The organism is Amycolatopsis roodepoortensis, assembly GCF_014873915.1.
Classification (GTDB): Bacteria; Actinomycetota; Actinomycetes; order Mycobacteriales; family Pseudonocardiaceae; genus Amycolatopsis; species Amycolatopsis roodepoortensis.
The window spans coordinates 2727226-2746021 of sequence record NZ_JADBEJ010000005.1; the positions used below are offsets into that span (position 1 = coordinate 2727226).

Annotated in this window: 21 protein-coding genes and 1 pseudogene; 3 read left to right on the forward strand and 19 right to left on the reverse strand. The window is 66.8% G+C overall.

Features of this window, described 5'->3' with window-relative positions; genetic code table 11:
• Nucleotides 1–13 precede the first annotated feature (13 nt).
• The 8 genes from H4W30_RS32125 to H4W30_RS32155 all read right to left on the reverse strand — a co-directional run bounded on the left by H4W30_RS32125 (nucleotide 14) and on the right by H4W30_RS32155 (nucleotide 6524).
• A complete protein-coding gene (locus H4W30_RS32125) occupies nucleotides 14–1510 on the reverse strand; it encodes a UvrD-helicase domain-containing protein (RefSeq protein ID WP_076153523.1) in 1497 nt (498 codons plus the stop codon).
• Nucleotides 1482–3329 carry an ATP-dependent nuclease gene (locus H4W30_RS44600; RefSeq protein WP_076153525.1) on the reverse strand — a complete coding sequence of 616 codons (1848 nt, stop codon included), beginning with the start codon at nucleotides 3327–3329 and terminating at the stop codon, nucleotides 1482–1484. Before H4W30_RS44600 ends, H4W30_RS32125 begins: the two co-directional genes overlap by 29 nt.
• Nucleotides 3330–3395: 66 nt before the next feature.
• Nucleotides 3396–3686, reverse strand: a complete 291-nt coding sequence (locus H4W30_RS44330) for a hypothetical protein (RefSeq protein WP_043830820.1) — start codon at nucleotides 3684–3686, stop codon at nucleotides 3396–3398.
• A 277-nt stretch (nucleotides 3687–3963) separates the two neighbouring features.
• Complete coding sequence (locus H4W30_RS32140) at nucleotides 3964–4467, reverse strand: SprT family zinc-dependent metalloprotease (RefSeq protein WP_072029960.1); 504 nt, start codon at nucleotides 4465–4467, stop codon at nucleotides 3964–3966.
• A 36-nt stretch (nucleotides 4468–4503) separates the two neighbouring features.
• On the reverse strand, nucleotides 4504–4638 hold the full coding sequence (locus H4W30_RS44335; protein ID WP_264082894.1) for a hypothetical protein: 135 nt from the start codon (nucleotides 4636–4638) through the stop codon (nucleotides 4504–4506).
• Complete coding sequence (locus H4W30_RS32145) at nucleotides 4635–5513, reverse strand: DNA-processing protein DprA (RefSeq protein ID WP_051171989.1); 879 nt, start codon at nucleotides 5511–5513, stop codon at nucleotides 4635–4637. Before H4W30_RS32145 ends, H4W30_RS44335 begins: the two co-directional genes overlap by 4 nt.
• Nucleotides 5514–5620: 107 nt before the next feature.
• On the reverse strand, nucleotides 5621–6076 hold the full coding sequence (locus H4W30_RS32150) for a hypothetical protein (RefSeq protein ID WP_043830822.1): 456 nt from the start codon (nucleotides 6074–6076) through the stop codon (nucleotides 5621–5623).
• 298 nt (nucleotides 6077–6374) lie between these two features.
• A complete protein-coding gene (locus H4W30_RS32155; protein WP_157376277.1) occupies nucleotides 6375–6524 on the reverse strand; it encodes a hypothetical protein in 150 nt (49 codons plus the stop codon).
• A gap of 354 nt (nucleotides 6525–6878) precedes the next feature.
• On the opposite strand from H4W30_RS32155, the gene H4W30_RS32160 reads away from it, so the two are divergent.
• On the forward strand, nucleotides 6879–7163 hold the full coding sequence (locus H4W30_RS32160) for a hypothetical protein (RefSeq protein ID WP_143101991.1): 285 nt from the start codon (nucleotides 6879–6881) through the stop codon (nucleotides 7161–7163).
• Between the two features lie 258 nt (nucleotides 7164–7421).
• On the opposite strand, the gene H4W30_RS32165 is transcribed toward H4W30_RS32160, so the two are convergent.
• The 5 genes from H4W30_RS32165 to trxA all read right to left on the reverse strand — a co-directional run bounded on the left by H4W30_RS32165 (nucleotide 7422) and on the right by trxA (nucleotide 10861).
• A complete protein-coding gene (locus H4W30_RS32165) occupies nucleotides 7422–7721 on the reverse strand; it encodes a hypothetical protein (RefSeq protein WP_137095937.1) in 300 nt (99 codons plus the stop codon).
• A gap of 511 nt (nucleotides 7722–8232) precedes the next feature.
• Complete coding sequence (locus H4W30_RS32170) at nucleotides 8233–8451, reverse strand: SHOCT domain-containing protein (RefSeq protein ID WP_043830825.1); 219 nt, start codon at nucleotides 8449–8451, stop codon at nucleotides 8233–8235.
• Nucleotides 8452–8515: 64 nt separating this feature from the next.
• Nucleotides 8516–8917, reverse strand: a complete 402-nt coding sequence (locus tag H4W30_RS32175; protein ID WP_043830827.1) for a DUF302 domain-containing protein — start codon at nucleotides 8915–8917, stop codon at nucleotides 8516–8518.
• 89 nt (nucleotides 8918–9006) lie between these two features.
• A complete protein-coding gene (locus H4W30_RS32180; protein ID WP_043830829.1) occupies nucleotides 9007–10389 on the reverse strand; it encodes an MBL fold metallo-hydrolase in 1383 nt (460 codons plus the stop codon).
• A 115-nt stretch (nucleotides 10390–10504) separates the two neighbouring features.
• On the reverse strand, nucleotides 10505–10861 hold the full coding sequence (gene trxA / locus H4W30_RS32185; RefSeq protein ID WP_043830913.1) for a thioredoxin: 357 nt from the start codon (nucleotides 10859–10861) through the stop codon (nucleotides 10505–10507).
• 122 nt (nucleotides 10862–10983) lie between these two features.
• On the opposite strand from trxA, the gene H4W30_RS32190 reads away from it, so the two are divergent.
• Nucleotides 10984–11721: a PIG-L deacetylase family protein gene (locus H4W30_RS32190; RefSeq protein ID WP_051171991.1), complete on the forward strand. Its 738-nt coding sequence runs from the start codon at nucleotides 10984–10986 to the stop codon at nucleotides 11719–11721.
• 79 nt (nucleotides 11722–11800) lie between these two features.
• On the opposite strand, the pseudogene H4W30_RS32195 reads toward H4W30_RS32190, so the two are convergent.
• The 6 genes and pseudogenes from H4W30_RS32195 to H4W30_RS32220 all read right to left on the reverse strand — a co-directional run.
• Nucleotides 11801–12559: pseudogene (locus tag H4W30_RS32195) on the reverse strand (cytochrome c oxidase assembly protein); the annotation flags it as partial.
• Nucleotides 12559–13119: a DUF2243 domain-containing protein gene (locus H4W30_RS32200; RefSeq protein ID WP_043830831.1), complete on the reverse strand. Its 561-nt coding sequence runs from the start codon at nucleotides 13117–13119 to the stop codon at nucleotides 12559–12561. The gene H4W30_RS32200 and the pseudogene H4W30_RS32195, both read right to left, overlap by 1 nt.
• A 57-nt stretch (nucleotides 13120–13176) precedes the next feature.
• Nucleotides 13177–13569, reverse strand: coding sequence for a DUF302 domain-containing protein (locus H4W30_RS32205; RefSeq protein WP_043830833.1), 393 nt, complete (start codon nucleotides 13567–13569; stop codon nucleotides 13177–13179).
• A 28-nt stretch (nucleotides 13570–13597) separates the two neighbouring features.
• Nucleotides 13598–14995, reverse strand: a complete 1398-nt coding sequence (locus tag H4W30_RS32210) for an MBL fold metallo-hydrolase (protein WP_043830835.1) — start codon at nucleotides 14993–14995, stop codon at nucleotides 13598–13600.
• 3 nt (nucleotides 14996–14998) lie between these two features.
• Complete coding sequence (locus tag H4W30_RS32215) at nucleotides 14999–15319, reverse strand: rhodanese-like domain-containing protein (protein WP_200864274.1); 321 nt, start codon at nucleotides 15317–15319, stop codon at nucleotides 14999–15001.
• A gap of 26 nt (nucleotides 15320–15345) precedes the next feature.
• Nucleotides 15346–16128, reverse strand: a complete 783-nt coding sequence (locus H4W30_RS32220) for a sulfite exporter TauE/SafE family protein (RefSeq protein WP_043830836.1) — start codon at nucleotides 16126–16128, stop codon at nucleotides 15346–15348.
• Nucleotides 16129–16567: 439 nt separating this feature from the next.
• Between H4W30_RS32220 and H4W30_RS32225 the strand changes: the two genes are divergently transcribed.
• Nucleotides 16568–18730: an MMPL family transporter gene (locus H4W30_RS32225; protein ID WP_043830838.1), complete on the forward strand. Its 2163-nt coding sequence runs from the start codon at nucleotides 16568–16570 to the stop codon at nucleotides 18728–18730.
• The last annotated feature ends 66 nt before the right edge of the window (nucleotides 18731–18796 follow it).

Consider the following 18796-nt stretch of genomic DNA (forward strand, 5'->3'; position numbering starts at 1 on the left):
GAATCGGTGCTCGTCAGCAGCGGACGACTTTCTTTGCAGCACGGGTTAGAGCAACGTACAGGACGCGATCGTCAAAACGTTCCTGTTTCAGCCCTGCCGTCAGCCTGGCCACCTCGACATCAGCGAGTCGCAGGCCGACAACTGGCCATTCACGTCCCTTTGCTTGGTGCACTGTCATTCCGGCGACCACATGTGGCTGGTTCATGCGGCGTGCCAAGGCGAGTAGCCGGTCTAGTTGGACAGCCTCCCCGGCTTCTGGCATGCGACGGAGTTGGCGAGGGCTTCCAAGTAGGCGAAGTACCGCCCTGAGTGCTGTGATCGCTGCCGTAGCCGCTTGCGTGGTTGCCGGTCGGAGTGTTTCAAGTACTGCTCCAAGGAGGGCTCCTTCAGCGCGGACTATGTCTGGCTCAAGACCGAGCAGCGCTGCTGCTTCGTCGGCGTAGATTGCAGCGTGTCCGAAGTGTCCCTGCACGAGCCGGTCCAGCAGAAGCGCGATCGCGGCATCAGTTTGGTTGTCCAATCGGCCGAATGACAAAGGCAGGATGCAGTCGGGGCCTGTCCAGAGGTTGTCCCACCTGTGCGCGAGAACTACGTTGCATTCGGTGGCGTCGTTGGTCACGTCGAGAGCGATCGGTCGGTGTGCTCGCGCCAACTCGGCGATGCCGATCATCGCCGGTGTCTCGAAGCGGAAAGACGCCGAGACGGGGAAAGATTCGAACCCCTCGTGTTCCACAAGTTGGGGAACGAGCTCTGGACGGGCACCACGGAAGTCGTACAGCGCCTGCCAAGGATCACCGATCACAGTGGTACTGATTCTGGCGGACGCCGCGAGACGAACGAGTTCGAGATCGAGCTCGTTTGCATCGAACACCTCGTCGACGATGATCGCTTTCGTGGTAGCGGTAAGGTACTTGGCTACCTCCATGCGCAGTTCGGCGCGTCGAAGAACAGCGGCGATGATCTGACGCACTTCGGTGTGCGTACATCGTCCAGCCGCCAGGTGCTCCTCGAAGTGTCTCTTGGCGCCGATGTTGTAGTCGGGCCTCGTGATCTTGACGCCATGCGATCCGACCGTGGTCCCGTGCAGCACGGCGATCCGCCGGTAGTCCATCTCTTTCGACATCCAGCGGGCCCCGGTCTGCCCTCTCCACGTGTCCAGAACGGTTAGTTCCGTATGGTCGCCCATCCAGGAGATGACCTGCCGTCGCAGGAGAAACGCCAGGATTTCGCAGTGCAGTGTGTCGAGCGTGAGGGCTTGGTGGGGCCAGGAGAGCGCTCCGCTACCCCAGCGGCGACGGATTCGAGCAGCGAGTTCACCGCGCGCCGATCTGGTGAAGCTGAGCGCCAGGATCCTGCGAAGATCGGTGGGAGTGTCGTACCGGATCACGCCAAATCGCTCTGCGGCAACGGTGGTTTTCCCTGATCCTGGTGCTGCCACGATGAACGCGCGGTTCGCCGTGGTCGTCGCGGCGGCGCGCTGTTCAGAGGTCAGCGGCGATCGGGTCGGCATCGTCGTCCTTTGCGGCGGCGTAGAGGAAATCGAACATCTTTGCCACGTGTTCAGGCACCGTGACATGTTCGCCGTCTTCGCTGCGGCGCATGAGTTCGTCTGCGAAGGCGAGCGCGAACTCGGCCTTGCGCTTCTTGCCTGTGGTGGCGAAAAGGGTGTCGATGGCGTCGGGAGTGAAGGGTTCAGGTGGCGTGACGCTGATCTGTGTCAGGGCTTCGCGCACGGCTTCCTCGTTGCCGGGGGTGAAGGCTGGTTCGAGCGTCGGCTGGTTGTAGAAGCCCTGCACGTTCTGGGGATCGCTTTTGCTGAGCCATTGGGGTTGGGTGAAGGTCTCGGGAGGCCGCTTATCGGTGTCGGTGAATATGGCGATGCGGCTGGCAATCTCGTGCCCAGGTGCCGCCAGAAGGTCGACTGGCCAGCGGCCTGGCTTGCAGCCCATCACGGTGATCGTGAGCGCCTCGATGAACCGGCGCTTGAGGTCGTCGGGTCCGGCCCAGAAGCGGCCGAACTGCCGTAGTACCGCCCCCTCGGTGACGCCTTCGGTGATGATCATGCGCTCCGCGAAGAGCGCGGACGACCGGGTCGTGTCAAGGTGCAGCCGTGCCATCCGCAAGGTTCGCTTCTTGTCGTGAATGGGCATGGTGGCCATGACGCGCGAGGCGCGTCGTCCGTCCTGCAGCCGCCGCAGCACGACCAGTTCATCCGGCTTGCACGCCGAGATGATGTCGCCTGCGTGACTGCTGATGATCGTCTGAAGCTCCGGCCGTGCGGAGGTGATTTGCCGCAGGTACCGGGTCAGGCCGTGTTGCAGTTGCGGGTGCAGGTGCGCCTCGGGCTCCTCGATAACGACCGTGACGTGAAACCGATCAGGGAAGAACGCGTCTTCTCGCGATTCCGCCTCAGCTTCGCGTTGGGCGTCCCGTTCTGCTTCAGTGAGTTCATCTGCTCCTTCCTGAGCGCCCGCATCGGCTCCGTCCTCGTCAGCTCCCGCGTCCCCTCCCTCTGGAGCCTCGGCGGACTTGGTCATGTCCGGAATGGCGGCGAGGGTGACGGCGATGTGCAGCAGGTTGACATATCCCAGGCCAGATACTTCGAGTCGCTGGGCGAAAGCTCGGTCGTCGATAGCGCCCAGGAGCAACTCCAGCACCCTGGCGAGGTACGCGTCGTCGACAACCTGCCCCCCGACGAATGCGAACTGGTGGCTGACTCCGGACGACAGCGCGGTGAGGTGACCGCGGACGCGCTGCTCGACGGCCTCGATGAGGCCGGTCTTAGTGAGGGCATCGAGCAGTCTCCTCGCGCGGGAGCGGAGGTCAGCCAAGTTTCGATGGCCGCTGCGGGCTTGTTGCTCCGCGCGGAACAACTCGATCAGGACCTGCGCCTCCCGGCGGGCCAACTCGTCGAGCGGGTTGCGGTACGCCGGCAGGTAGATGAGCCGCAGCGCGTCGAACTCTTCAGGTTCCGAACCAACGGTCTTCGCGCGGACGCGGCCAAGGTTCCGTTCGAGCTGACGGGTCCAAGTCGGTGCCGGCATCGCGAGGTTCTGCAACATCTGCCCGACCGGGCCCTCGTCCGCCTCGGCGCTGAATGCGTACGAGATGTCGATCTGGCGGGGCGGGGCGGTGGCGAGGGTGGCGACAGTGGGTCGAGAGATCTGCGGGAAGCTGTGCGGGTGCGCCAGGTACAACGCGTCCGCCACCGTGCTCTTGCCAGCGTTATTCGCCCCGACCAACAGCGAGAAGCGTCCGGGAAACTCGCAGACGATCTCCTCGTCGCCGGCAGCTCGGAACCCGCGCACAGCCACCCGCTGTAGATACACCCATCCTCCATGCGTTGGGGCCGGCGCCTGAGCGTGGTCGCCAGCGGTTCGGCGATAGCGCGGACGTCAGCCGGCCGTGGTGTCTTGTTCGGTTTCCTTGCCTTCGAGCAGCTTGTACAGGTTGGTCCGGTCCATGCCCAGGGCGCGGGCGACCTGCGCTTTCGGGACCTTGTCCTCGATGGCCGCGGTCATGCGATCGAACCGCACGTCACGGGCCTTCTTGAGCTCGTCGAGTGTCGTGACCCGCTGGGCCTGAAGCGCTGCTTCTTGATCACGGACGCTCTGGAGCCGATCCTGGAGTTCCTTGACCTCGGCAGCACTTTCCCGAAGCAGCTCGAAGTGCTGTTCCTTGTCCACTTCCTGCCTCCTTCCAGGTCGCTCGTGGTGCAGATCGTGTCGACCCGCACTCCATGTTGTATCACGCTGTAGAGGACAACACTCCAGTTCGACATCTGGTGGGTTTCGCGCCGGACCTGGCTGTTCGCACTGCGTCCGGCGCGGGACCCACCAGATTGTGCCAATGCGCCCCTCTTGCCCTGCGGTTTCAATCGCCGAGCCAAGCGTGACGGCCGACCTCGGCGAGTTCCGTTCGGCGCTGCTGCCAGTCCGGCATCCAGAGGTACATCCGCCGTTGTCATGCGCGGCCGTGGGCGCGCGTCCGTTTGGCTGGGTGGCGTGCGCCTGTTCGTGGACGAGCACGTACTCGATGAGCCGCATCGGCAGGCCGAACACGGCCCAGTGCAGCGTCGTCGTTTGCTTCGGCGGCCCCTCGTAGATGCCCTAACGGGCGCCGTCCGAGGTCGCGCACGGCGTAGCTCAGGCCGGCGATGTGGCCGTCCAGTTCGTAGTGGCGCCCTTCGCGGCGCAACCAAGCGAGCCCGACCTGCTGGTACAGCCCGATCACTGCCCGGCGGACCAGCTCTGGCCGCTGCCTCCGCGCGGACAAGACGCCGTCGGACGTGGTCAGAGGCAGCTGTGCGGTGCCCGCGGGCGAGGCGTCGACGAGCTGGAGCCGGTAACGCTGGCCGAGCAGGTCGAACTCCTCGCCGTCGACGAGCTCCTTTACCGCGTGATCCGGGGCCAACCGCGTGGCTCTCTCGACCTTCTCGGCGGATCCATCGACGATGGCTGCCGACAAACCGCGCAACCTGCTCCGGGGTGGCCGTCGGTGGGATCAGCACGGCGCCGCCTCCGGATTGACCTGAATGCCGGTCTTGCGCCGTCGTGGACGGATGGCCACCTCGACCTGCCACTCGGGCGGCAGGTCGAGGGCGGTCAGTGCGGTCAGGAAGGCGTCCGGGCCGGTCATCGCACTCCCTCCTGGTAGTTGATGTGCTCGACCGAACTGGCCACGGTGGCGGCGCCGGTGCGCAGCAACTCGTTCACGCCCTTCGACGTCACGAAGTGGATCGAGCCCGGCACGCCGTAGACCCGGCGGCCGAGTTCTCCAGCGGCACGGGCCACGGCGAGGGCACCGCTGCGCTGTCCTGCCTCGACGATGACGGTCGCCGCGGCGAGAGCAGCCAACAGCCGGCACCGCGCGTGGAACCGGATGCGGGTCGGTCGTGTGCCGATCGGGTACTCGCTGACCAGCAACCCGCCCTGCTCGATCACCGCCTGGTAGAGCCGGGCGTGCTGGTGCGGATGGGTCCGGTCAACCCCGTTGGCGAGCACGACGACCGTCCTGCCGTCTGCGGCCAGTGCGCCGCGGTGCGCTGCTTCGTCAACGCCGAGGCTGCCGCCGCTGAGGACGGTCACCCCGGCACGGGCGAGTTTGTAACTGACGTCCCCCGCGACTGTGTTTCCGCACTCCGTCGACGCGCGGGCGCCCGTGATGGTGACGGCGAGGCTGGTGAGCTCGGCCAACGAACCGCTGCCGCGCACCCAAAGCGCGAGCGGAACGCCGAGGCCGGCTAGGCCGATCCGCCTTCCGAGCGGCCAGTCGCCGTCTTCGGGCTTGAGCAGGCGGGCCGTGCAGTTGTCGAGTGCCCGCAGGTCGTCGTCGATCCGAGCGTCAGGCCGGGTGACCTCGCTGAGCACGGCGGCGGGGGCGGTGCCGCGCCGAATCTGCGCGACGGCGTCGACCGGCCCGTGGACGGCGACGTAGTGGTGAAGGGCGGGCGCGGGTGGTTCGGCCGCGCGCAGAAGGAACAGCCGGGCGTGCAGTTCGTCGTGTGAAGGCATGGTTCAACTCCTCGATGGGCAGGGCTTGCTCGGGTCGGTGGACTCCACAGCTGCGGTTGGCGCTGGTCCGGCTAGGGCTCGGTGCGGTCGTGCAGCGGGATGGGCAGTCAGTGCCCGATCAGCTCGCGCCAGCGCCCATCACCCGTGTGGAGGTGAGCGCCGGAGGCCATGAACCACTTGCCGGGCGGAGCGTCTGCCGGGCGCACGACGTAGCGGCCGTACTGGAACAACAGGTAGACGCTCGGCGCGTCGTCGGAGGGTTCGGAGATCGGGGCGAAGGCTGGCAGCGTCCGGTCTTCCCCAACACCGAGGATGGTGACGTGGCGGACGCGGTAGGACAGGCCCTTGTTGGGGCAGTGGATCGGGCCGGTCAGGACCTCCGCGCGCAGTCCTTTCTGGATCACCGGGACCTCGATGACGCCGTCGCCGACTTCGGGGATCTGGTCGAGTTCCGCGATGCCCCAGGGTGTCTCGGTGTAGGCAGCTAGAAGCCGGTAGGCCGGGACATAGTCGGTGCCATGGCGTACGGTCGCTTTGGCCTCGGCGGGCAGCCGGGTCAGCACCGTCTCGCGTAAGCGACGTGTCCAATCGTGCGCCTCGCTTGGTGCCCGACGATCGTGCCGCTGGCCTGGTACTCGTAGCATTCCAGCAGGCACAGCACGGCGATCGGATGCAGCGTGCGGTCGGTCACCGTTGCGACGTAGTCTGGCGGCTCGCCGTCCTCCTGCTCGACGTCGCGATGGGGTCGGTGCTACTGAAGTGGCTCTGGTCCGCCGCCTCTTGCACGAGAACAGCGTCGCCGTGCAAGATCGCTTCGGGCCTGGCCTGCTTCTGCTTCTGTTCGGGCAGCCATTGTCCAAACTAGCCCGACTGAGACGTGACCAGATCGTCCATGAGGATGGCGAAACTCGGATCGTGCTGGGCGCCGAGCCAGTGGACTTGCCCAGTCCGCTGGACGGTCTCGTGTGCCAATTCGCCGACGACCGGCGCGGGCACGCCGTCCTCGGCCACACCGACCAACCATCCGTTGGCTGTTTCCCGGAGGCGCTCCGGGACGGCCGATCAGCGCCGCCCGCCTCATGACCAGACTTCACCCACTGGGTATCCGGGGCCCGGCTCCGCACGCAGCACTGTCCTCATGGACCTCGCCAGCCAGCTGCCACCAGTCGTGCTCAGCAAGCTGCTCGGCATCCACATCAACACCGCCACATACTGGGCCCACCAGGCCAATAGGTCTGGCGCCGCCTACGCCGCCGACCTAGCCCGCCGCACAACCCGTCAGGGTCCGTAACGCGAACGGAATTTCCGGCGTGGCCGGCTCGCCCGCACCGGGGGTGAGCGCTGGTCCACCTCCTACTTGTCAACGTGCAGCAGGTCGTCGAGCTCTGCCACCCGACCATGCGTGCGGCCAACCACCGCCTGCTCGACCTGTTCAAGGGGCGCGTCGTCGACCGCTTCCAGCGGTTCGTCGCACTCAGCCGACAGCCCGGCGCCGCCCGCGGACGACTGACCGCGTGGTGGTCCGAGCTGCGCTGCGGCCGGCTCTTCGGCGGCATGGTCCGCCCCGATGCTTACGGCGCGTCGGCACGAAGACGGCTACCCGATCGCGTTCTTGCTCGAACTCGAACTCGACCTCGGCATCGAAGATGAATTGTTGCGGTTGACCCGGCCCCGCCGATGGCTTCGAGATGCAACGGGAGTTGTCGCGCGACAGGTCGATCTACCGGACGTGGCGCATCTGATGCTGGATTCGGGCATGAACTTCGTGGTCCGACCCGCAAGTGTTCGAAGACCATGCTGGGGAACTGGCCCGACAGCAGGAGAGCCGGTTTCTGGTAAGGCGATCGCGATCGCACCGCAGGCGGTCCAACCTCTCCTTGGATGTCTCGGTGCACAGCAGCAGGCGGGTCACATGGGGCGCATTCCGCAATCCCGCATGAGCTGCGCCATACCGGGAGAGTTCATCATTTGCCGCATCGCCTGCGCCAAGGCAGGGTTGTCCTTGGCATTCTGCATGAGCTGCTGCATGGCTGAGCTGTCCATCATCTCCTGCATTGCCTGGGCCAATCCCGGTGGGCAGCGGTCAGCACCTGCACCACGGTTCTCCGACGCAGCGGCTGCTGGGGAGACACTCCCTATGGTGAGAGCGGCAGCGAGGGCGGTGGCGCCGATCGACAGAGCAGCTGAGCGCAGCGTGCGGGGCATCATGACGTCTCCTCTATCGCCTACTGATTGCTGGTCCACCGGGTTTCCCTTCGCAGGCCTGCTCAAACCATTGCCGTACTCGGCTTGCTCGAACGAGGGATGGCACGAGTAGGCGCCTCACTGCTGGGGCGTTCCGACCATCAATCGTAGCGCGAGCTGACGGGGGAGGTCCCGGTCCGAGACACCGGCCGCCGTAATTCGTGGACATCAGCGTCGTCTGCAAGACACGGCGTGCGAGCCAATGTAATTCAGCCCGGGGTTTTGGCTACGGTGACGCCGGGTTAACAAGCACAGGGTGCCTGGGTTTCGGTACCGCTACTGCGCCAGATCGGGCAAGCGGATTTCGAGAGCGCGAAGCCTCCGAAGTACTAGCACGTTGGGGACGACGAGGGCAGCAATCATCCCCATGGGCAGTAGTGGCATCAACGGAAATCTGGGAGGTTTCATGGTCATACTCCACGTTCCGGCTGTCCTTGACGGCAGCACAATGGCTGGTGTCGGTTGATTGATTGGCTCAGTTCAGGTCGGTTCGTCGGCTGCGGTACTCCTGCTCGTCGATCTCGCCGCGGGCATATCGCTCGTCGAGGATCCGGTGCGCGGAGGAGGTGCCCTCTTGGGCACCGCCGTGTCGGTCCTGCATGAGCCGGTAGATCAGGTAGGCCAGCAGGGCTAGTCCGATCAGCAGGAGTACTGGCCAGAGCCAGAACCAGCCCATCATGGAACCGTCCATCATGGTCGTCACACTCCAGTCGCCCGTGCTTGCGTCGCCTCTGCGGGTTTCACGGTCCGAGGCACCGCTAAACGCTGCGGTGGGTCAGAGCGTCGAGGGCGGTGTTGATGCGTTGTCCGGCTTCGTCGGCGATGGGCTGAAGTTGGTCGAGTTCGGGCACGGTGACCATGACCTGGGGATCGAGGGCCTGGACCACGGTCTGGTTGTCCCCGTCGGCGCGGACCACGACGTTGCAGGGCAGCAGCAGTCCGATTTGCCGGTCGATGTCGAGGGCGCGGTGCGCGAGTTGGGGATTGCACGCGCCGAGGATGACGTACGGCTCCATATCGGCGTCGAGCTTGGTCTTCAGCGTGGCCTGCACATCGATCTCGGTGAGCATACCGAACCCCTGCTCCTGAAACGCCTCCTTCACCGTCGGCACGGCCTGTTCATACGGTAGATCGAGCGTGATCGTCCGGGCGTAATCCATGATGATCTTCCTTGACGTGTGGGTTGCTTTAACGGTGTCATGCTGTACTCGGTCGCGCTGGTCACGGCCAATGCCAGTGGCTAACGCCGTTAGCGCGTCACCGCACTGTGCTGGGCAGCGGCACGGAAAGGGGCGCCGGTTGCGGCAGCCTGGTCAATGTCGTCGTCAATCACGACGACATGGCGGCCGGCGGCGGCCAGGATGGAGGCGGCGATGGAGGCACGGTAGCCGGAGCGGCAGTGCACCCATACCTCGCCGGGGGGGACGTCGGTAAGCCGGTCGAGTAGGTCGTGCAGCGGGATGTGGACGGCGCCGTCCAGGTGACCGGTGGCCCATTCCTGGTTGCGGCGCACGTCGAGGACCACGACCGGACGGTGGTGGAGCACTGTGGCCAGGTCGGCGAAGTCCGCGACAGCCAACGACTCCAGGGGCGTGTCGCCGGACCACTCGTGCGGGTCGCCGGTGGCCGCGGCTTCGATGCGGTCGAGGCCGATGCGCACCAGTTCACGCTGCGCCTCGGCGACCTGCTCGGCGGTGTCGCCCAACAGTGTCAACGGGGTGCCCCAGGGGATCAGCCAGCCGAGGTAGGTGACGAAGTTGCCGTCGGCGCCGAAGTTGAGGGTGCCGGGAACGTGGCCGGCCGCGAACGCGGTCCGGGTGCGCAGGTCCACCACCCATTCACCGGACTCGAGGCGTCGGCGCAACTCGGGGGCGTCGGCCTGCTCCGGCGGGGACAGATCCGGCGCCTGTGGCCCAGCAGTGTTGAGCGGCATCATGTGGGTGTAGTAGGCCGGGTAGTCGTCCAGGCCCTGCAGCAGGGAGTGGACGTAGTCCTGCTCGTCCTGTGTCAGGGCGGGGTTGGTCTGCTTTTCCTGGCCGATGGTGGATTGCTCGCCCTGTGCCTGAGTGGCCGAGCAGAAGCTGCCGAACCCGTGGGTGGGGTAGATTTCCGCATCGTCGGGGAGTTCGGTGGCCAACCTCCGTGCCGAGCCGTACTGCGCGTGCGCGAGTTCTTCGGTGTGCACGGTCCCCAGCAGATCCGGCCGCCCGGTCGAGCCGTAGAGCAGCGAGCCGCCGGTGAACACCGCCGGTGGGCGGCCGGGGGTTTCCAGCACATAGGACAGATGCGTGAAGGTATGGCCTGGGGTGGTCAAGGCGCGTACCCGCATCGCCGGGCCGATCTGTACCTCGTCGCCGTCACTGATCGGCTGGCGATCGAAGGACACGGTGTCAGCCGCGTTGACGTGGTAGGCCGCTCCGGTGGCCTGCGCCAGTGCCAACCCTCCGGTCACGTAGTCGTTGTGAATGTGCGTTTCGAACACGTCGGTGACACACACACCCCGCTGCTGGGCGAGCGTGAGGAATCGGTCGATGTCGCGCTGCGGGTCCACCACGAACGCCACGTCGCCATCGGTGACTAGGTAGCTACGGTCGCCCAGCGTGGGCGTGTCGAGTGCGATGATGTCTACCATCTTGCTTCTCCTCGTCTCACAATCTTCAGCTCAGACGTTGTCTGGTCGCAGGCCCCGCTCCACGGGATTCGGGTACTCGGCGTCCGCGCTGACGATCGCGATCGGATCATCACGGTCACTGTTCGGCGAGTTCTTGCCGAACCTGGCCCATATCGACCTCGCGGGCCTTCCCGATCAGGTCCTCGAGCGCACTCTCCGGCAGCGCACCGGGCTGCGCATACAGCACCACGCCATCACGCGCGACTATCAAGGTGGGAATCGAGGAGATACCGAACCGCGCCGCCAGTTCCGGCTGCGCCTCAGTGTCCACTTTGCCGAACCGGACATCCTCGTGACGCTCGGATGCGCGCTCGAACACCGGCGCGAACTGTCGGCACGGCCCGCACCACGCCGCCCAGAAATCCACCAGCACCATGCCATCCGCGCTGATGACCTCGTCAAAAGTGTCATTAGCCAGCTCGATTGTTGCCATCATGCACCTCCTTCTCATACCCCCCTGGGTATTATAACAGTCTCGCAGTGGCTGGCATTCCACGTATCGACCGCGCGGTCGTTCAGCTGGCGGCGACATACCCCCGGGCGTACAACGGTGGTATGGGACAGGATGCGCAAGCAAGAAGCAGGGAAGAGCAGGCCCGTGACCTGCTCGACGCGGCAGACACCGTGCTCGCGGTGGTCGCGCACCCGGACGACGAATCGTTCGGACTTGGCGCGGTGCTCGACCACTTGGCCACTGCGGGAACGTCGGTGACGGTGCTGTGTTTCACCCACGGTGAGGCCTCCACCCTGGGCGGAGAGCACGCCGATCTGGGCGCATTACGGGCCGACGAGCTGGACGCGGCGGCCACAGTACTCGGTGTCAAGCGCAGCGTCCTGCTGGACTACCCCGACGGAGGCCTGACCGACGTGTCCGTGGACGAACTCGCCGGTCACGTCGAGTCGCTGGCCGCCGAGGTGAGACCGACCTACCTGCTGGCGTTCGACACCACCGGCGTGACGTCCCACCCCGACCACGTCCGTGCCACCGAAGCTGCCCTGGCCACCGCCGACCATCTGGGTCTGCCCGTCCTCGGCTGGACGTTACCGGCCCAGGTCGCCGACCAGCTCAACCCGGAGTTCGGCAGCCCCCTGGTTGGCTCACCGCCTGACTTGGTCGACCTCACCCTGCCCGTCTCCCGGACACGCCACCATCAAGCCATCGCCTGCCACCGTAGCCAGTCCACCGACAATCCACTCCTGCACCGGCGCCTGGACCTGCTCGGTGACACCGAACACCTCCGCCTGCTCCGCCCACACCGGCCGGCCCCGCGCGCTCGCGCGGACGACCACTGAGGCCACGACTCAGGCTGGTGACCAAGCGGCCTGGGCCTGTCCGCGGTGGGGCGGGGTGCCGTTCGGGGCGCCAGGTGGCGACGAGGGCAGCGGCGAGGAGGAGTTCGGCGATGTCGCCGCCGTAGTACATGATCTCGGCGCCTCCCCGGACCTCGACGATCGGGGCGTGAATGTTGATCCAGAAGCCCCCGTACATCAACTGCGAGATCACGGCGTGCAGCGCGATGGCGCAGCCGAGGTAGACCAGCCGGGTGCGGACACCGGGCCGCGCGGGCGCGGGGTCGGGGCCGGCGATGGCGTAGGCGAACAGGTAGCCAGCGAAGAGGAAGTGGGCGTGCAGCAGCCAGTGACCGGTCGGCTGACTCGTCATCGCGGTGTAGAGCGGCGTGAAGTACAGCACCGCGAGGCTGCCGGTGGACAACATCAGGGCGGTTGCCGGGTGGGCCAGGAGATGGGCCGGGCGGCTGTGCAGGATGGCGGTCAGTTGGCGTCCGCGGAGCGTGGGCAGGGCCCGCAGCAGCACGGTGACAGGTGCACCAAGCACCAGGGCGAGTGGGGCATACATTCCAATGAGCAGGTGCTGCGCCATGTGGCCACGGAAGTCAGTGTGGGCCCATGCCGCGACCGGCGGCAGCAGCGCCACGGCCAGCAGGAAGAGCCCGGTGAGGAAACTGGCCGTGCGCCACCGGCTCCAGCCCTGCACCGGGTTGCTCACGCGGGCACGCCGTGCCAGGTAAAGATAGACCCCGGCACAGACGAGGAGCGTGAGCGTGACCAGCAGCAGCTGGATGGCACTGCTGGTTGCGCCATAATCAGGTGGATGCGGGTCGTGGCCCATCAGTCATGTCGTCCTGCCTGCCCACCGCTGACAGCGTGGGGGTCGACGGGTCGGCCACTGCGCTGGAGCAGGTAGCCGCCGACGAGCAGGAACGCGCCCATGACGAGGAAGCCGAGGTCCCACCACAGCTGATGAGGGCCGCCGTGAACGTGATGGATCCCCAGGATGTGGTGGTCCAGGACACCTTCGACGAGATTGAAGATGCCCCAGCCCGCCAGGATCCAGCCCCACAGCACGCGGGAAGTCCACACCTGGCGGCGGTTGTGGGTGACCCGGGAGTACAGGATAGCCAAGCCCAGCAGGACGGCGAGCCAGCACACGGTGTGGAAGACGCCATCCCAGACGGTGTTCATCTCCAGGCCCGACACCGTTTCGGGATCGTAGTACTCTACTCCGATATTGTCGGTGTTCGTGCTGGTCAGCATATGATGCCATTGCAGCAGCTGGTGCAACAGGATGCCGTCGACGAACCCGCCGAGCCCCACGCCCAGCACGATGCCCGGCAGTTGGAGGCCTGCCGGCGCCGCGCCTACGGGAGCCTGCCTCTCCGCACTCGTCATCGTGTTCCCTCTCTTGTGGACAACTGTCGCGTCCTTCCCGGCGCCCCTGCGCTACGGTCAGGCAGCGAGTGCCTGCAGGGCGGCGTGGATGCGTTGTCCGGCGTCGTCGGCGATGGACTGGAGCTCGTCGAGTTCGGGCACGGTGACCATGACCTGAGGGTCGAGGGCCTGCACCAGGGTCTGGTTGTCGCCAGCGGCGCGGACCACGACGTTGCAGGGCAGCAGCAGTCCGATTTGCCGGTCGATGTCGAGGGCGCGGTGCGCGAGCTGGGGATTGCACGCACCGAGGATGACGTACTGCTCCATGTCCGCGTCGAGCTTGTTCTTCAGGGTGGCCTGCACGTCGATCTCGGTGAGCGTGCCGAACCCCTGCTCCTGAAAGGCTTCCTTCACCGTCGGCACGGCCTGCTCATACGGCAGGTCAAGGGTAATAGTACGGGCGTAATCCATCGCAGTCCTCCATGAGAGAGCGCTTGTGTCAGGTTGTGGTCGGGTAGCTCGCACGCTGCCACGCGGTCATACCGCCGGCGACGTTGATCACCGGGATGTCGCGTTCTCGCGCGAGCAGGCTGGCGGCGACCGACGAGCGGTAGCCGCTGCCGCACGTGACGGCGACAGGTTTGTCCGCGGGGACCTCGTCGAGCCGGTCGGGTAGTTCGGCGCCGGTGATGAACGTGGCGCCGGTGACGTGGCCGGCGGCCCACTCGGCGGGCTGACGCACGTCGAGCAGGGTGATCGCGTCCTCGTCAAGCCTGCGTTTCAGCTCGTCCACCGTGATCTGCGGGGTGCGGTCGAGCGACCGTGCCGAGGTGCGCCAAGCGCTCATGCCCCCGGCCAGCCACCCGACGGGCATGCGGTAGCCGATCCGAAGTAGCTGCCAGACCGTCTCCCACAGATCCCCAGGGCGGTCGAGCACGAGCAGGATCTCCGCGTCGGCGGGGAGCACGGTGCCGGCCCAGGTGGCGAAGGACGAGCCGAGGCCCACGTTGACGGCGCCGGGGATGTGGCCACCGCCGAAGGCTTCCGACGAGCGGGTGTCGAGCACGACGGCGCCACCGTCGAGGGCAGCGGCGACGTCATCGGGTGGTAACGGCGGCGGCTCGGTGAGTACGCCGAGGGGGTCGACGCCGGCCATGTTCTGGGTGCGCATACGCCGCCAGTACGGGGGCACGGCGGGGAGGTTGTCCAGCCGGATGCATTGCCGCACGAATTCGTCTTTCTCGGCGACCTCGGCCAGGGTCGCGTTCGTGCGTTTCTCGTATCCGAGTGTGGTCGACAGGCGGGACCCGATGTTGCCGCCGCACAGTGATCCGGCCACGTGTGTGGGGAACACTTCGACGTGGTCGGGCAGCGTGAGCAGCTTGGTCTGGATCGTGTCGCAGTAGACCTCGGCGTGGCGGCGGGCCTGCTCCTGGCCACCGAGCAGGTCGGGGCGGGCGAGGTCACCGACAAGCAGCGCCCCGCCGGAGAGCAACAATGCCGGGGTATCGGCGCTGGCGGAGCGATCGTAGACGAGCAGGCTGATGTGCTCGGGGGTGTGCCCGGGCGTGTGCATCACTTCGATGCCGACGTCGCCGAATTCGATCTGCTCGCCGTCGGCGATCGGCCGGTGTGCGTAACTCAGCTCGCCGGCGGCTGAACCCCATACCTGCGGCGGGTGCGCGGATCCGGCCAGTTCGCCTAACCCGGACAGGTAGTCGTTGTGCCCGTGGGAGTCACACGCGTAGGTGATTCGAAACCCCCGGTCGCGAGCCGTCTGTCGATAGACCTCCACATCGCGGCGGGGGTCGAACACCAGCGCCTGACCGGTCTTCTCGTCCCCGATCAGGTAGGAGGCGTGTCCGAGACTGTTGAGGTAGAACTGCTGGAACCACATGGTTCACGCCACCCTTCCCGGCTTGCCGTCAGGGGTGGTGAAGGGGAGTGCGGCCTCCTGCCATGCCTGCATCCCACCGTCGGTGTTCTCCGCGGAATAACCCTGTTGCCGCAGGAATTCGGCTGCCTGTCCACTGCGGTGACCGCTGCGGCACACGGTCACCACGGGCCGCGTGGTGTCGAGCTCGGTGAGCCGGGTGGGCACCTCGGCCATCGGAATGTGCCGGGCGCTCTCGATGCGGCCGGCCTGCCATTCCTCGGGCTCGCGCACGTCCACCAGCTGTACCTCGTTTCGTCGCCGGTAGAGCTCCTCGACCTGCATCATCCACTCCTTTCTTTCCGTCTGATTTCTCATGTCAGCGCGCTGGTGTTGATCAGGGCCTGAACCGCGACGAACACCGCGACCGCGATCACCAGGTAGGCGAACCAGCGGCGCAAACGGTCGGCGTCCACGCGGCCGGCAAGCCTGCCCGAGGCCACCGACGCCGCGAGGGCGGCGATCGTGAAGGCCGCGACCACGGGATAGTCCAGTTCGGTCACCGCGTCCCAGTGAGCCGCCAGTCCGGCGATCGAGTTGATCGTCACGATGAGCAGGGAGGTGGCAACCGCGGCCGGCATGTCCAGCCCGAGCATCAGGACCAGGGCGGGCACTACGAGGAAGCCGCCGCCGACGCCGAACAGGCCGGTCAAGAATCCGACGGCCGCACCCACACCCAGTGCCCGGGGCAGACACGAGCGCCAGTTCACCCTCCCACCAGAGACGGTGCACGCCCCGCGCGGTTCGGTCGGCCCGAGCAGCATCCGCACCGCCGCGGCCACCATCACGACGGCAAACGCCAGCAGCAGCACCTGCGCGGACACCAGCCGGCCCACGGCTGCTCCACCGAAGGCCGCTCCCGCGCCTGCCGCACCGAACACCCCCGCAATCGGCCACCGCACAATGCCCTGACGTAACCGGGGGACGACCCCACCCATCGCCGAAAGCCCCACCATCACCAACGACGCCGGGATCGCCTGGCGCACCGGCTCGCCCATCCCGTAGACCAGGGCGGGCACCGCCAAAATGGACCCACCCGCGCCGAGCAGACCCAGCGTCACGCCGATCACAAGCCCGAAACCCGCCGCGAGGATCACCCGAGCCCACCAGCGACCGGAACACGTGCTCCAGCTGTTCCGACGGGCGGCTGCATCCACGTCCTCCCTTCATCCTGCCCGACTACCCGTGGGGGTATCCGGCGAAACACCGCTCACCTACTGCTGCAACGCGCCCCTGCCACTACTGGCGAACCGCAGCTCGGGCAGCGGTCTGACACGCAAGCGCAGGCCCTCCCCTTCACCCACGCCCGCACGACGATACCCCATGGGGTATTTTTTGGTAGTGTCGTTCGAGGAGATACCCACATGCGGAAGATCCGGCGGCTCGGGGATCCGCTTCCTCGACGGCGCCGACGTTGTTGCGACGGCGCAGCAGAACCTGGCACTCCAGGCGCCACCTGATCGAGCGTCCCCGGCACGGGGCCGCGGTGGCACATGCCCGACGACATACCCCTAGTCCATATCTGGAGGAAACCGGATGACCGCGTCAACCCGTACCGACAGCCACCCGCCGGACACCGCGGCGTTGTCCCTGCAGCGAAGCGGCCCGTTGGGCAGACTCGGCACGCGGATGGCCGCCCGGGCGTGGTGGGTGGTCGCGGCGTGGGTGCTCGTCGTCGGCGCGCTGGGTTCCCTCGCTCCGACAGTGTTCACCTCCCTGGCCGGCGCCGGGTGGCAGGCCAACGGATCCGAGTCGGTGCAGGTCCGTGAACTCGCCCAGCAGCACTTCGGCGGGAACGCATCCTCGGCCATCCAGGTCGTCGTGCAGTCCGACGACGCGCCGATCAGTGATCCAGCCGTGCAACAAATCCTCGGCCAGGCGGCGGATGTGCTCGCCCAGGACAACCGCATTGGGCAGCTCGTGCCGCCGAAACCGGGGATGACGATCAGCCCGGACGGCCGCACCGGCATTCTGCTCGCCGGAGCCAACGCGAACACCGATGACATGGTCCGCGCGGTCGATGATCTCAAGGCCGACTTGACTGGGCTGTCCACGTCGTCGGTGCACGTCTACCCGACCGGGGCCTCGGCACTGTGGAGCGACTTCAACGAAGCCAACCACGACGCGATGATTCAGGCCGAAATGGTGTCGTGGCCGGTCACCCTGGCGATCATGGTGCTCGCGTTCGGCTCGCTCGTGGCCGCAGGGCTGCCGTTGCTGCTGACCCTGGCCGGGCTCGGCGCCTCCGCCGGTGCGCTGGTGCTGCTCAACGAGATCACCCCGATCTCGGTGTGGGCGATGAACTTCGCCATGATGTTCGCCCTCGCCCTGGGCATCGACTACGCGCTCTTCCTCGTCGTTCGCTTCCGCGACGCTCTGCGCAAGCTGGCGGACGCGCGGGCCGCGGTGGCCGAAACCATGGACACCGCCGGCAAGGCCGTCCTGTTGTCCGGCATCACCGTGCTGGTCAGCCTCTCCGCCGTGCTGCTCGTCCCCGCACCGGCGGTGCGGACCATGGCCGTGGGCATCATGCTCGCCGTCGTCTTCGTCCTCGCCGCCACCCTCACCCTGCTCCCGGCCGTGCTGGGCAAGCTCGGCGGCCGGGTCAACTCCCTCGCCCTGCCCTGGGCCAAGCGCACCGAGGCCCACTCGCCACGGTTCTCCCGCTGGGGGCAGTTGCTGAGCCGTAAACCCTGGCCCTTCGCCCTCGGCGCGCTGCTGGTGTTGATCGCCCTGTCCCTGCCGGTGTTCGGGCTCAAGGTCGCGATGCCCTCCATCCAGGTCGTCCCGAACGATGCCCCGGTCCGGCAGGGCTACGAAGCCGTTCAAGACAGCTTCGGCGACGGCGCCCCCGGCATGCTGCAGATCATCACCCCCGCCGCCGACGCCCAGGCCACCGCCGCCCAGGCCGAGGACACCGACGGCATCGCGCTGGTCACCCCGCCGCAACCCGCCTCCGACGGCTCCGACTACGCCCTGGTCCAAGCCATGCCGACCGTCGATCCGTCCTCGCCCCAACTGGGCGACACACTCGACCGGCTGCGCGACACCCTGCCCGACGGCGCACTCGTCGGTGGCGCGCCGGCGGAGAACCTGGACCTGCAGACCGCACTGAACGACTACCTGCCGTTGGTCGTCGGGGTGATCCTGGCCCTCGGGTTCGTCCTACTCCTGGTCGCCCTGCAAGCCCCGGTCATCGCGCTGCTGGGTACCGTCGTCAGCCTGCTCTCCACCGGCGCCGCGTTCGGCGTGGCGAAGCTGATCTTCCAGGACGGTCACCTCGCCGGGCTCCTCGGCTTCACTCCACAGGGGTTCCTCGACGGCTGGGGGCCGGTGTTCTTCTTCGCGATGATCTTCGCCATCGCCATGGACTACACCGTGTTCCTGCTCGCCAGCGCCAAAGAACACTACGAACTCACCGGCAGCCCGCGGCGCGCCCTGATCGATGGCCTGGCCCACTCCGGACGCGTGATCTTCGCCGCCGCCGCCGTGATGGTCGCCGTGTTCTTCACCTTCGCCCTCGCCGACCCGCTACCCCCGAAGGAAATGGGCATCATCCTCGGCGTCGCGGTCCTGCTCGACGCCGCCCTCATCCGGCTCGTGCTCCTGCCGGTCCTGCTTCGCATCACCGGCCACTCCGCCTGGTGGTCACCGCGCTGGCTCCGTAAAGCACTGCCGACCATCACGTTCTCCCACTGACACGTCCCGAGGGGTGGTCGTGACCACTGCTGTCGCGACCACCCCTCGGACCCGAAACACATCACC